Origin of the sequence: Paraburkholderia caffeinilytica (assembly GCF_046030355.1) — a bacterium.
Lineage (GTDB): Bacteria > Pseudomonadota > Gammaproteobacteria > Burkholderiales > Burkholderiaceae > Paraburkholderia > Paraburkholderia caffeinilytica_B.
Map to the genome: position 1 here is coordinate 99223 of NZ_JAQQCQ010000008.1, position 13833 is coordinate 113055.

Here is a 13833-nt window from a genome sequence, read left to right on the forward strand (position 1 = left end):
AGCTCATCAGCCGACGCTTTCGCGCTCCGGCGTCGCCGAAATCTTGTGGATCGACAGGTCCGCGCCGTTGTACTCGTCTTCCTGGTCGAGCCGCAAGCCCACCGTCAGCCGGATGGCCCCGTACACGAGCGTGCCGCCGAGTGATGCCACCACGATGCCGCCCAGCGTGCCGATCAGTTGCGCGCTGAACGATACGCCGCCGAGGCCACCGAGCGCGCGCAAGCCGAAGATGCCGGCCGCGATGCCGCCCCACGCGCCACACAGGCCATGCAACGGCCACACGCCGAGCACGTCGTCGATACGCCAGCGGTTCTGCACACAGGTGAACATATAAACGAACAGCACGCCCGCAATGCCGCCCGTCACCAGCGCGCCGAGCGGATGCATCACGTCCGAGCCGGCGCAGACCGCGACCAGCCCGGCAAGCGGGCCGTTGTACGTGAAGCCCGGGTCGTTGCGGCCGGCGAGCCATGCGGTCAGCGTGCCGCCGACCATCGCCATCAGCGAATTGACGGCCACGAGGCCGCTGATTTTGTCGACGGTCTGTGCGCTCATCACGTTGAACCCGAACCAGCCGACCGTCAGCACCCATGCGCCCAGCGCGAGGAACGGAATATTCGACGGCGGATGCGCGGCGATGCCGCCGTCGCGGTGATAGCGGCCGTGGCGCGCGCCGAGCAGCAGCACGGCCGGCAACGCGACCCAGCCGCCGAACGCATGCACCACCACCGACCCGGCGAAGTCGTGAAACGGCACGCCGAACACCTGGGTGAGCCAGCCTTGAATACCGAAGCGGCCGTTCCACGCGATCCCTTCGAAGAACGGATAGACGAAGCCGACCAGCACGAAGGTGGCGAACAGCTGCGGATTGAATTTCGAGCGCTCGGCGATGCCGCCCGACACGATCGCAGGAATCGCCGCGGCAAAAGTCAGCAGGAAGAAGAAGCGCACCAACGCATAGCCGTTGTGGGCGGCCAGCGACTCGGCGCTGCCGAAGAACTGCACGCCATAGGCAATCGTGTAGCCGATGAAGAAATACGCGATCGTCGAGACCGAGAAGTCCACCAGAATCTTGACTAGCGCATTGACCTGATTCTTTTTGCGCACCGTGCCGAGTTCGAGAAACGCGAATCCCGCATGCATGGCCAGCACCATCGCGGCACCCAGCAAAAGGAAGAGGGTGTCGGTGCCGGTTTTCAGACTTTCCATCGATGTGTCCCGCTTATGCTAAAAAAACGGGCATTGAATGCAAGAAGCGGGCCAAATTTGTGCTGAGAAGCGTCGATCAGGTGCAAATCCGCACCGGGATGGGATGTGCACAGATCACGCCAGACTCAGCGATGCACCACTTTTTGCACCTTGGACGACGCAGAAGGCACGATATAAGTGCACAACGGCGGTGCATCGGCCGTCGTGATCCAAATGAGGGCAAAATATTCGATTTTATTTACGTTTAATTCAAAAACCTGACGGTTTATGCGGATTCATTGCGTCCACGTCCGCATTTGGCGGCAAAAGCCTGGTCAGTGGCGCGTCGGCTTTGTCTTCCTGCGCAAACGCCGACATAATGTGCCGTCCCCGTGCATGATCTGCCGGCCATCGACCTCCAATGCGCACGCATGAGACTGACCACTAAGGGCCTGTTGCTGATCGCAATTCCGGCCGTTTTCGAACTGGCGTTGTTGTCCGGCCTGGTCATGGCGCAGGCCGACGCGACGCAAGCCGAACAGTGGGCGACGCATAGCGAAGACGTGCTGCGCCAGACCACCGCGATTCTCGATCCGGTGCTGGGTGAATCCGTGGCGCTGCGCGGCGCGGTGCTCGCCAACGACACCCGCTTTTCGACGCCGGTTTCCTTATGGATGGACGTCGACCGTCGCATCGATCAACTGGCCGAGCTGGTGGCCGACAACCCGGGGCAAGTCGAGCGCGTGGTGCAGGTGCGCCAAGCCGTGCAGGGCTATCGCCAGTGGTCGGACCGCGTTCAGGACATGCTGCATTCGGGGCGGCGGCGCGATCTGCTCGCGCGCTTCCGCGAACTGAGTCCGGCCGACGTGCTCGACCGCTTCCGTCAGCAGGTGGTGGCTTTCCAGGCCGAAGAGCGACGCCTCGACACGTTGCGCTCGAACGCCGCCGACGCCGCGCGTGAACGGCAGCAGACACTGGTCGTCGCGGCCGTGTTCGGCTCCTTGCTGTTCGTCGCGCTGGCCGTCTGGTTGTTCACGCGCGGCGTGCGCGGCAGGCTCGCGCTGCTGTCCGATAACGCCGGGCGCCTCGCGGGGAACGAGCCGCTGGCGCCGATCGGCCCGGGCCGCGACGAAATCGCCCGGCTCGATCTGACCTTGCATGAAACCAGCCGGCGCCTGCTCGAAGCCGAGCGCATCCAGGCGCGTTTCCAGGCCGATCTCGCGCGCCGCACCGGCGAACTTGCGCGCATCAACGAGACCTTGCGGCAACAGACTCAGGAAAACGAAATGTTTATCTACAGCGTGTCGCACGATCTGCGTGCGCCGCTGGTGAATCTGCAGGGCTTCTCGAAGGAACTGATTCGCGCGTGTGACGAACTGCGCGCGGTGCTGCGCCAGTCGTCGCTCGCGGCGGAGCCGCGGCAGCGCATCGAACAGGTCGTGGACGAGGATATCGGCGAGGCGCTGCATTTTCTGCAGACGGCCGTGCTGCGCGCGTCTCATATCATCGACGCGCTCTTGCGGCTGTCGCGTGTCGGCCGTGTGGAGTACCGGCAGCAAAAGGTGGAAGTGCGCGACATCGTGCCGCGCGTGGTCGATGCCATGCAGGCGTCGATCCGGGCGCGGCGGGCGCATGTCATCGTCGACGATTTGCCGGCGGTGTGGGGCGACCCGACCGCGCTCGAACAGGTGTTCGCGAACCTGATCGGCAATGCGGTCAATTATCTGGATCCCGCGCGCGAAGGCCGGATCGAAATCGGCACGACGCCGGCGCCCCCGGGCGTGCATTCGCTACGGATTTTCTACGTGCGGGACAACGGCCTGGGCATTCCGGCAGTCGCGCTGCCGCGGCTGTTCAACGCCTTTCAGCGGTTGCACGGCAATGTGGCGGCGGGTGAGGGCATCGGCCTTGCGCTCGTGCGGCGCGTCGTGGAGCGGCACGGCGGGCGTGTGTGGGCGGAGTCGAAAGAGGGCGTGGGCACGACGTTTTATCTGTCGCTGCCCGAAGCCGAGGTGCGGATGGCGCAACCGGCGGTGGTCGAAACGCATGCTCCGTCGGCGGATGGCGTTCAGGCGGTTCGTGGTTCGCGCGAAGTGCGCGAGGGCCTTGGTGATCGCGATGGCCTTGGCCTGAGCGGCGGCGCGCCGGCGCATGCCGCCAATGCCACGCCCGGCATTAGTACGCGGTAAAGAGCCGGCGCGGTTTGAGCAGTTTGCTGCCGCGAATCGACCAATAGCAGCCGCAGGCGAGCAGGATCGCCGCGCCGGTTAGCGCCTCCAGGGGCGCGGGGTGCAGGCCGGGCAGGCCGTCCAGAACGAACAGGCCGCGCGCGAGGATCAACAGCGCAGTCCACAGCGAACACGCCGCTTGCGCGAGCATGCGCGTGCCCGCCAGACGCCGTGCGCGGTTTTCTCGCGACCAGTTGGCCGGTGTATGCGCGCAGAAAAAGGCAATCGCCATCAACGTGACGGCGAGGATGACGATCCAATCAGTCAGTTCCATCGAAAAGGTCTCCCAAGTCAACCGGCGACTATAGGAAAGCCTTGCGCTGCGAACTATCGGACTAGTCTCAAATGCGGGTGGGTTTTGGCGAGCGCGGGTTGCCGCGAGGGCAAGGCGCTCGCCCCAGGATCAGAGTTCGATCCGGGTGCCAAGCAGCACGAGGAACTGACGCAGCCACTCAGGGTGAGCGGGCCAGGCGGGGGCGGTGACGAAATTGGCGTCGGTGATCGCCGCGTCGACCGGAATGTCGGCGTACTCGCCGCCGGCCAGTTTCACTTCGGGTGCGCAGGCCGGGTAGGCGGAAATGCGCTTGCCGCGAATCACGTCGGCGGCAGCCAGCAGTTGCGCGGCGTGGCAGATCGCGGCGATCGGCTTGCCCGCTTCGGCGAACTGCCGCACGAGTTCGATCACCTTGTGGTTGAGTCGCAGATACTCCGGTGCGCGGCCGCCTGCGATCGCCAGCGCGTCGTACTGGCCGGGATCGGCGTCGTCGAACGTTGCATTGAGTGTGAATTGATGGCCGGGCTTTTCGGTGTAGGTCTGGTCGCCTTCGAAATCATGGATCGCGGTCTTGATCTTGTCGCCCGCTTTCTTGTTCGGGCAGACCGCGTCAACGACGTGACCGACCGCTTGCAGTGCCTGAAACGGCACCATCGTTTCGTAATCCTCGGCGAAGTCGCCGGTCAGGAACAGAATCTTCTTTGCTGCCATCGCATGCCTCCTATTGATCAACGGAACACATCGAACGCTCAGGAAGTCTACTCCAACACGTTTGACAGAACCGCGACGGAGCATACGATGAAGCATTTTGAATGGCGTGCGCTGCACGCCGGAGAGACCCTGCTGCGCAACGGCGTATCATGGGCGCGTTTTCGCATGCGGAAGCCGCTCGATGCGGCTCACACCCAACTATGACTTTATTCATTCGTTCGCCGTTGTTGCGCCGCGCCGCTATTGTCGCCCTTGTGTTCGGCGGCCTGACGGCCTGTCAGAAGAACGATGCGTCGGCACAGGTCGCCGGCAAGCTCAACGATGCGGCGCAAGCCGCCGGTCAGAAGCTCGATCAGGCGGCCAGCTACGTCGGCCAGCAGGTCGATGCGACCAAGGCCGCCGCGCAGCAGAACCTCGAATCGGCGTCCGCGCCGTCGATCACGATCGACCCGGCTTCGCTGGCGTCGACCGCGCAAGCCAACCTGCAAGGCGCGGCGAGCGCGACGAATGCGCAACTCGGCAAGGCAGCGGCGCTGACCGGCCAGGGCCTCGAGACAGCGGGGCGCAAGCTGCAGGAATGGTCGGCGCAAAGTTCGGCGTCGGCGGCGGGCGTGTCGGCTTCTGCGTCGGCATCGGGCGATTCCAGCGACGCGCAAAAACAGATGGACAAGTGAGAGGGCGGTTCGCGTCTCCGTCCGTTCGTCCGTTTCCGTTTGACAGCCGGATTAAATGTAATTACCATGGTTACACATTATGATTGCCGGGCAGGTTTGTCGTGAATACGAGTAGCCGGTTTGCGTTTGCGGTGCATGTGCTCGCGTTGTTGTCGTTGCAGGAGGGCGTGCCGCTCTCGTCGGAGATGATCGCGGGCAGCGTGAACACGAATTCTGCATTGATCCGGCGTCTGTTGACCATGCTGGCCGATGCGGGCCTCACGACCTCGCAACTGGGCGCCGGCGGGGGCGCGCTGCTCGCGAAGTCACCTGACGAGATCACCTTGCTTCAGGTGTATCGTGCGGTAGACGACGCGCAATTGTTCGCCATGCATCGCGAGGAACCGAATCCGGCGTGCATGGTGGGGCGGAATATTCAGGTCGTGCTGCGCGGCATCATCGACGAAGCGCAGCAGGCCATGGAAGCATCGCTCGGCGCACGCACGCTGGCCGACGCCACTTCCGACCTGGTGCGTGCCGAGCGGGCGCGTGAGCGCAAGCGGCGTTCGCAGGTGACGTAGTAAAGAAGCAGGACGAAGGGCGCGTGCCGGGTAGTCAAGACGCGCGCCTGAGAACGGACGGGGGGCCAAGCCCCTCTTTTTTCCGCATTATATGTAATCAATTCGGTTACATATAAGTTAATGACAGGAGCATCGAAATGAGCAAACAGTTGAAAATCGCATTGTTCGGCGCCACCGGCACGATTGGTTCGCGGATCGCCGCGGAAGCGGCCCGCCGCGGGCATCAGGTGACGGCGCTGGCGCGCAATCCGGCGCGCGTGCCGGCCGACGTGGCGAATCTCAAAGCCGCGCAGGCCGATCTGCTCGACGCCGCGAGCGTCGGTGCAGCCGTGCGCGGTCATGATGTGGTGGCGAGCGCTTATGCGCCGCCGCAAGGCGATCTCGCGGCGCTGACCACGGCGACCCATGCGCTCGTCGAAGGCGTGCGCGCGGCGGGCCTCAAGCGCCTCGTGGTGGTCGGCGGCGCGGGTTCGCTCGAAGTGGCGCCGGGCAAGCAGCTAGTCGACACGGACGGTTTCCCGGATGCCTACAAAGCCATTGCGCTGGCTCATCGCGATGCATTCGATTACTACCGCGGCATCACCGATCTCGACTGGACTTTCTTCGCGCCGGCCGCGCTGATCGCTCCGGGTGAGCGCACCGGCACGTTCCGCACGGGCGCGAACACGCTTCTGGCCGACGCCGAAGGCAATAGCCGCATTTCGGCGGAAGACTATGCGATCGCTTTCGTCGACGAACTGGAGCAGGGCCGTTTCGTCCGTCAGATCGCGACGGCGGCTTACTGAGCCTTGAGGGAAGCCAGGGGACCGCGCGCGGCGCGTATCGCGCCTGGTCCATCGTGCGTGTCCGGGTGACGGTTCGACGGGATGAAGGCAGCCCGCGCCATTCGTTGAACTTGCGCAAGCGTCCTAACAATCGGTTACGCATGTTCGGGCGCCGGTGATGAAACTGCGGCTACACTGGCGTCTCCCGTTTTCCTACGGATCGCCATGCAGTCATGCCCATTGCGGCGTGAGTCCGGGGCCGCGCCGTCTAACGGCGGGCAACTGGCGGCTCACGCCGACTTTCGATTTTCTTTCAATCATGGCGGATGCGGCGCACCACGCGGCATTCGTGCCCACGTCGCGGCGTGGCTCGGCGCGTGGGCAACCAGCGTCTGCCTCGCCCTGATCCTCGGCATCGGATGGATGCCTGTGACCGCCCAGGCCGCCGGCGCCGGCACGCCGGTCATCCCGGCCTTGCAGAGCCTGATCAATAGCGCGACGGTGACGGCCCAGCCTGCGTCCGCCGCCTCGGGCGCTTCGGCTGCGGACGCGGCCTCCGCGCCGTCGCCCGCGAGCCAGGCGGAACTGGCGCGTTCGCTCGACAGCGTGATCGCCACGCTCGACAACGACCGTCAGCGCACCGCGCTCGTCGCCCAGCTCAAAAAGCTGCGTGAAGTCTCGCAAAACGTCGCCCCACCCGCAGCCGCGCAACCGAGCCCCGGCTTGCTCGGCGCGATCGCGTCGGGCATCGCGTCGTTCGAATCCGAGGTGCATCAGGGCCGCACGCCGGTGCGCTATTGGGGTGGACGCTTCAACGCGGCCGGCAACGAACTCTTCACGATCATTTCGGGGCAAGGGCACGAGAGCTTCGGCCGCGTGATCTTTTCGATGTTCGCCATGCTGGCAGGCTGGGGCGCGTGCGCCGGCGCGCTGATCTATTTTCAACACCGGCTATACCGGCGCTTCGGCATTCTCATGGGGCTCAAGCCGAATCCCACCACACGTGAGCTGCTGATCTTCGCGCTGCGCCGTGTCGGGCCCTGGATCGTCGCCTTTCTCGCGGCGCTGCTGTTCGTGCGCGCCATGCCCGATGCGCTCGGGCGCACGCTCGGCATGGTGGTCGCCTATGCAATCGTCGCGGGCGCGATATTTTCGTCCATCTGTCTGATCATGTTTTCGCTGTTTGGCTCGGGGCATCGGCGGGTGGCGGTGCACTTGCTGATCGACCACGCGCGGCGCGTGCTGTTCGTGGTGGGCGTATGCGCCGCACTCGGCGACGCGGCGGTCAACTACGACGTCGAACATCAGCTCGGATCGAATCTCGCCGCCCTGATTTCAACGGCAGCCAACATGACGGCCGCCGTGCTGACGGGCTATTTCGCGCTGGCGTTCCGCCGGCCGATCGCGCATCTGATCCGCAACCGGCCTTACGAGCAGCGCCACGATCACCGGGCTGCGACCGACGCGTTCGACGTGCTCGCCTCGCTTTGGCACGTGCCCGTGCTGGTGCTCGCTACCGCGTCGGTGATTGCCACGCTCGGTGGCTCGGGCTCCAGCGAGAACGTGCTGCAGATTTCGGTGGTGACCGCGCTGTTGCTGGTGTTCGCGTTTTTCCTGTCGGCCATCGTGCTGCGCATGACGCGCCCGCGCAGCACGCGCTCGCGGCGCCGCTCGCCGTATCTGTCGCGCCTGCTGCGCTTTTGCGGCACGTTGCTGACGCTTTTTATCTGGCTGTTCTTCTTCGAACTGGCGGCGCGTTTGTGGGGCGTGTCGCTCGCGGAAGTCGTGGAGGAAAACGTCGCGGCGCGCGGGATTGCGCACGCGGTGACTGCGATCGTCGCGACGGTGTTCATTTCGTGGCTGCTGTGGATTCTCGTCGACACCGCGATTACCGAAGCGCTCAATCCGGGGGGACCGCGCAACAAATCGCGCAACCCGAGTATGCGCGCGCGCACGATGCTGCCGCTGCTGCGCAACGTGCTGCTGGTGTCGATCATGACGATTGCCGGCATTGTCACCGCGGCGAACCTGGGCATCAATGTGACGCCGCTGCTGGCCGGCGCCGGTGTGATCGGTCTCGCGATCGGTTTTGGCGCGCAGTCGCTCGTGACCGACCTGATCACGGGGCTGTTCATCATTATCGAAGATACGATTTCAGTCGGCGACTGGATCGATGTGGACGGCGGCCATGCAGGCACCGTCGAGCATCTGTCGATCCGTACCGTTCGCTTGCGCGACGGGCAAGGCGCGATTCACGCGATTCCGTTCTCGCAGATCAAGATCGTCAAGAACCTGTCGCGCGACTTCGCCTATGCGGTGTTCGAAGTGCGCATGTCGTTCTCGACCGATGTCGATCAGATCACGCAATTGATTCGCGAAGTCGGCGCCGATCTGATGGCCGACTTCCGCTACCGGCGCGAAATGCTCGGACCGATCGAGGTGTGGGGGCTCGACCGTTTCGATCCGAACTGGATGGTCGTGAAAGGGCAGATCAAGACGCGGCCGTTGCAGCAATGGAGCGTGGCGCGCGCCTTCAATCTGAGGCTCAAACGCAAGATGGACGAAGCCGGCATTGAGATTCCAGTGCCGCAGATGCGGGTGTACACGTCGTCGAAGGATAGCGAAGGACAGCCTTTGCCGGACGATGAACTGCCCGAGGCCGGCGCGCATGGGCATGGACACGCGCATGGCGGGACAGGCGCGGAGGCTTCGCCGCGGACCGCGCATGCTGCCATGGCGGTGGCGCGTGATGTGTCGCACGAACCGCGTCCGGCGCCGCCGCCGACTGGGCAGACCGCGCCGATTCCACCGCAGATTCCGACGGCAGGGGAAGCGGGCGGCAAAAGCTGATCGCGCGAGATGGGGCTGATTGCGCCAAATGTAGGGTAAGCGGGTCCTGGAACGGCCCGCGTTTTTACGCAGACCGTGCCGGTTTCAGGCGAGCGCCGGCGCGCCGGCCGTGTGCACGATGTCGTTGACGTGCGTGGCGATCTGCGCGCCTGCGACACCGTAGATATGCAGAGAGACGGCGGGTGCTTCGCTGCAATTGCCGAGGCGGTGAATGCCGCCCCTGCCGCCGCGCACAAACGACACAGCCCCGGTATTGCGCGGCTGGGTACGGGTGGCGCTTGCGCAGTGCTGAGCGCCGTTCCATTCGAAGATCGTTTCGCTCAGCGTGCCGTCGATCACCGCGTAGCCGCACCAGGTGTGGTGCGCATGAACCGGGCTTGCCTGGTGCGGCAGCCACACCAGCGCGGCGATCGCATAGCGGCCGTGCGGGTCGGCGGCCAGCAGATGACGCCGGTAATTGTCAGCGGAGCCTTCGCGTTGCGCCGAGGCGAGCAAATCGGGATTCGCTGCGGCTTCGGCCAGCGCGATCCGGATGCTGCGCGCGAAGAAGGTCGAATCCGACGGTTCGGGGAATTTCACGCAGGCTTCGAACATCGCATCGAGCGCGTCACACAGGTGCGCGAGCGGTGCGGTGCGATGCGCGCACGAGGGTGTTTCATTCGCCCCGGCAAACTGTGCGGCGTGGACGGAGGAACGGGCGACGGGGGGGAAACGGAGGTCTTGGCTCATGATCGCGGCGCAGCGGCATGGCTGCTTATCGGTTATTTTTGAATAGACCTATTTATACCGGTTTGCCTGGAGAAAGAGTTTCCATATAATTCCCCTCGGACTCTTAAAAGTAGAATAATTTCCTATGAGGACGTGACGATGGGAATGGATATCATCGATCGGAAGCTGCTTGAGCTGTTGCAGGAAGACGCGACCATGCCGATCGCCGAGCTGGCGCAACGCGTGAATCTGTCGCAAACGCCGTGTTGGAAGCGGCTGCAGCGTCTGAAAGATACGGGTGTGATTCGTGCGCAGGTGGCGCTATGCGATGCGCGCAAGCTGGGCGTGGGTACGACCGTATTCGTCGCGGTGCGCACCAATCAGCACACCGAGACCTGGGCGCAGACTTTTACACGTGCGGTGCGGGAGATCCCAGAGGTCGTGGAGGTGTACCGGATGAGCGGCGAAACCGATTACCTGCTGCGCGTGGTGGTGTCCGATATCGACGACTACGATCGCGTTTACAAGCTGTTGATCGCCGCCGTGCCGCTGTATGACGTGAGTTCGAGTTTTGCGATGGAACAGATCAAGTACTCCACGGCGCTGCCGGTGCGGCCTTCGGCGGTGGTGGAGGGGCGCTGATTGCAAGCCGTGTGCAAGCTCGGGAGGCGTAGAATGCCGCCTTCCCAGACACTATCCGCGACTATCCCGCGAACCGAGCCCGCCTCATGAACAAACCGCCGCGCAAGAAGAACCCGACCTTTGGCATAGCTGTTTTCATTGTGGTCGCGGTACTGCTGGTGATCGCCACGCTCTTCTATAACGCCATCACGGAAAAGCGCGATTTCGACCGCGAGAACGCGCCGGCGCCGACGATTTCATCGGACGCGGCGGCTGCAGCGGCTGCGGCTACCGTAGCGAAGCCCGCGAGCGGCGCCGCGCAATAAGGCGGACTGATCGATTACTGGTGCGCCAGTGCTGCCGGATTCGCCTTGGCGTACAGCGGGCTGCCTGATTTGTCGACTGTGCCCTAGCGTACAGTGTGCCGCCCGATTTGTCGGCCACGCCCGGCATAAAGCCTACTGCTTGATTCGCTGGCCACGCCCGACATAAAGCCGATAGCTAGCGTGCGCTGAAATCCCACCGCGTGTCATTGCGGGGCTCGTCGTTTCACTCGTCCGGCAGGCGGATCAGGCTTGCATCTTTTCGAATCACCGCCGACGCCGTCAGCATCTGCTTGCATTGATGGGCGAGCAGCTTCATGTCATGCACGGCGTCCGCCGAGTAGTCCGGCGATTTCTCCGTCTCGACTACCATCGCATCCAGTTCACGCGACAATTGCTTGATCTGTTCGGACTGGTCGGCGGGCGGCGCGCTACCGGCTTCGGCCTCAGTCAGATTGTCGCGGACCGCACTCAGGGCGCGCTGCAACGGCTGTTGTGAGACGTTGTCAGTTCGCTGCGCGGAGGTGCGCAGCAACGGCGCGGCCACGGTGATCTGCGAGGCGAGCACGTGGCTGCGCACCAGCAGGTCGTTCAGTTCCGGCACGAACTTCTGTGCCGATTTCGGTTCGAGCATCATGCGCTGGAACGCCTGGCCCAGATTGGCGAACGCCACGTGGACGTTCTTGCGCGCAAGCCGGTAGCGATAATCGCGATCGAGGGCGGTTGCAGCGGCTACGGCGGCAGCGGATGCGCCGCCGCCCGGCTTGGCGGTTGCGTTGCCGACCGTGGTGGTGCCGGCGTTGCTTGCGCCGACGGTTGCCGTGGCGGTCGCACTGGTACTAGCACTTGCGCCAGCAGTCGCACCAGGGGTTGTAGCCGTAGCCGCGTTTGCACCAGCGCTCGCACCGGCGATTGAACCGATTCCTGGCGCAACGTTGCCGCCCGCATTCGCTCCGGCGTCTGCCACTGCGAGCGCCGGCGAGCCGAGTTCAATCGCCGGATCCGCCATTGCCGCTGCGGGCGCGAACGCACCGGCCTCGGTCACCGTGGCGACCACCGCGGCGGCTGGCTTGCCGCTCCACCACCAGCTCGCTTCCAGATACTGCCGCGTCGCATTGATCATGTTGTTGACGAGTTTGCCCATCAACCGGTATTCCCAGTAGGGGAACAGGTGGCTCGCCGCGATCGCGATCGCGCAGCCCACCACCGTATCGATCGCGCGTTCGCCGATGATGCGCATGCTGCCCGGCGCAAGCAGATGAAACATGAGCAGCACATACGAGGACGTAAACACCACGCTCGCCGTGTAATTGAACAGCAACAGGCTGTAGCTCATTACCATCGAGGCGAACATCACCACCAGCAGGATGTGCGGCTCCTTGACGAAGATAATCAACGCGATGCTCGCCGCGCAGCCGATCAGCGTGCCGATGATCCGCTGCCCGTTGCGCTGCTTGGTCAGCGAATAGCCAGGCTTCAGAATGATGACGGTGGTCATCACGATCCAGTATGCGTTGGTGAGCGGCAGCAGGCGGCCGAGCCAGAAACCCACGGCGACCGCAATCGTCACACGCAGCGCATGGCGGAAGCTCGGCGAGGCCATGGTCAGATTCGAGAAGATCTGCCCGAATGGCACGCGGCGACTCGATACGAAGCGGGAGAGCGCCTTGTCGAGCCGCAATTCGGTTTCGGTCGCGCTCGGATCGCTCGACAGGCTTTGGTGCATCCTGTCGATCAGGCGCGTGGCGCTCCAGATGCGCCGGAAGGTGGACGATATCGCCGAATAAGCCTCAGGATTTTTGGTAGCCAGGTCCTGCTTGCGCATCAGTTCGATCTCGAACTCGATAGCGCGCAATTCGGCTTTTACATTCACGCGCGTATGCGGCGGCTGGTTTTGCAGCACCGCGAGTCCGATCTCTTCGAGATCGGCGGCGGATTTGCGAATCAGATCGCGGTAGAACACCAGCAGGTCGGAGCCGCCAAATGTGCTGCGCACCAGCGAGTAATCGACATGCGTGCCGACGAACAGCTCGTGCAGATCGACGGTATTGATGAAGAGATTGAACAGCATCGCCCGGCGCGGTTCGAGCCGGCCGCTTTTCAGCTTGGGCAGGTTGCGCAGCACGATGTCGCGCGCGGCATCCTGGCGGTCGACCGCGGCGATCTGTTTGTCGACGAGATTGCGATAGCACTCGTCGAGATCGTTATCGAGATCGTAAAAGGCGGCGCGCGCGAGCAGATAGTCCGCGCACGCGAACACGCTTTCGGCAAGCGCCTGCTGTTCGATGCGGTGCATCATCCAGCGGCTCACGAAAGTCGACCAGTACGTGTACCAGAGACCGCCCACCAGAATCCACGACGCATTGACGAGCGCCTGCATGGGCGTGAAATGCTCTTCCAGCGTCACGATCATCATGAACAGCGTGGCGAAGCTGATCTGCGGCCAGCGGTTGCCGTACACGACGATCAACGAGAGCACGAACGTGAGCGGCACGACCGTGCACCACAGCGCCACCGGGTTGACCGTGGCGATGCCGGTGGCGAGCGCGGACAGGAAGCCGATCACCGTGCACGCCAGCATCTCGTTGTGCTTGTACTTGAGCGGACCCGGCATATCGACCACGCAGGCGCCGAGCGCGCCGGTCGCGATCGTGAAGCCGAGTTCGCGATCGTGAAATACGATCAAACACAATACGGCCGGCAATGACACGCCGACTGCGATGCGCAGGCCGCCATAAAAGTACTGGCTGTAAAGGAATTTTTTTATTTCAACCGAATAACGCATCGACTGCCTGGATTCCATTCACTGAGAAAACGCGGTTGAAAAGGTCGATCCCGGGCAGACCCGGGGCAGCCCCAAACTGCCGTCGAGTCTAACTGATTTTGTGTCTGATCTGACCTCGTCCATTCGGCCAGGTTCTGCCCTGGGAGC

General features: G+C 63.7%; 12 protein-coding genes. 7 read left to right on the forward strand and 5 right to left on the reverse strand.

Features of this window, described 5'->3' with window-relative positions; genetic code table 11:
- Positions 1-6 precede the first annotated feature (6 nt).
- Positions 7-1209, reverse strand: a complete 1203-nt coding sequence (locus PQQ95_RS14565) for an ammonium transporter (protein ID WP_408438088.1) — start codon at positions 1207-1209, stop codon at positions 7-9.
- A 410-nt stretch (positions 1210-1619) separates the two neighbouring features.
- On the opposite strand from PQQ95_RS14565, the gene PQQ95_RS14570 reads away from it, so the two are divergent.
- Complete coding sequence (locus tag PQQ95_RS14570; RefSeq protein ID WP_408438089.1) at positions 1620-3377, forward strand: sensor histidine kinase; 1758 nt, start codon at positions 1620-1622, stop codon at positions 3375-3377.
- Here the strand turns inward: PQQ95_RS14570 and PQQ95_RS14575 are convergent.
- Both PQQ95_RS14575 and PQQ95_RS14580 read right to left on the reverse strand, forming a co-directional pair.
- Complete coding sequence (locus PQQ95_RS14575; RefSeq protein WP_408438090.1) at positions 3364-3690, reverse strand: hypothetical protein; 327 nt, start codon at positions 3688-3690, stop codon at positions 3364-3366. The two genes, PQQ95_RS14570 and PQQ95_RS14575, sit on opposite strands and share 14 nt — an antisense overlap.
- 129 nt (positions 3691-3819) lie before the next feature.
- Positions 3820-4401 (reverse strand): DJ-1/PfpI family protein, encoded by a 582-nt coding sequence (locus PQQ95_RS14580; RefSeq protein ID WP_408438091.1) that lies wholly within the window; start codon positions 4399-4401, stop codon positions 3820-3822.
- Positions 4402-4601: 200 nt separating this feature from the next.
- Between PQQ95_RS14580 and PQQ95_RS14585 the strand changes: the two genes are divergently transcribed.
- From PQQ95_RS14585 to PQQ95_RS14600, 4 genes are all read left to right on the forward strand, one after another.
- Positions 4602-5075 carry a BCAL1086 family glycoprotein gene (locus PQQ95_RS14585; RefSeq protein ID WP_408438092.1) on the forward strand — a complete coding sequence of 158 codons (474 nt, stop codon included), beginning with the start codon at positions 4602-4604 and terminating at the stop codon, positions 5073-5075.
- A 101-nt stretch (positions 5076-5176) separates the two neighbouring features.
- Positions 5177-5635: an Rrf2 family transcriptional regulator gene (locus tag PQQ95_RS14590; protein ID WP_408438093.1), complete on the forward strand. Its 459-nt coding sequence runs from the start codon at positions 5177-5179 to the stop codon at positions 5633-5635.
- A gap of 137 nt (positions 5636-5772) precedes the next feature.
- On the forward strand, positions 5773-6420 hold the full coding sequence (locus PQQ95_RS14595; protein WP_408438094.1) for an NAD(P)-dependent oxidoreductase: 648 nt from the start codon (positions 5773-5775) through the stop codon (positions 6418-6420).
- 204 nt (positions 6421-6624) lie between these two features.
- On the forward strand, positions 6625-9249 hold the full coding sequence (locus tag PQQ95_RS14600; protein WP_408438095.1) for a mechanosensitive ion channel family protein: 2625 nt from the start codon (positions 6625-6627) through the stop codon (positions 9247-9249).
- Between the two features lie 84 nt (positions 9250-9333).
- Here the strand turns inward: PQQ95_RS14600 and PQQ95_RS14605 are convergent, their stop codons facing one another.
- Positions 9334-9843 carry a cysteine dioxygenase family protein gene (locus PQQ95_RS14605; RefSeq protein WP_408438220.1) on the reverse strand — a complete coding sequence of 170 codons (510 nt, stop codon included), beginning with the start codon at positions 9841-9843 and terminating at the stop codon, positions 9334-9336.
- Positions 9844-10116: 273 nt separating this feature from the next.
- Here PQQ95_RS14605 and PQQ95_RS14610 point away from each other — a divergent pair, with 273 nt between their 5' ends.
- Both PQQ95_RS14610 and PQQ95_RS14615 read left to right on the forward strand, forming a co-directional pair.
- Complete coding sequence (locus PQQ95_RS14610) at positions 10117-10599, forward strand: Lrp/AsnC family transcriptional regulator (protein WP_408438096.1); 483 nt, start codon at positions 10117-10119, stop codon at positions 10597-10599.
- 86 nt (positions 10600-10685) lie between these two features.
- Positions 10686-10904, forward strand: coding sequence for a hypothetical protein (locus tag PQQ95_RS14615; RefSeq protein ID WP_408438097.1), 219 nt, complete (start codon positions 10686-10688; stop codon positions 10902-10904).
- 223 nt (positions 10905-11127) lie between these two features.
- Here PQQ95_RS14615 and PQQ95_RS14620 read toward each other — a convergent pair whose 3' ends face one another.
- A complete protein-coding gene (locus PQQ95_RS14620) occupies positions 11128-13686 on the reverse strand; it encodes an FUSC family protein (protein WP_408438098.1) in 2559 nt (852 codons plus the stop codon).
- Between the last annotated feature and the right edge of the window lie 147 nt (positions 13687-13833).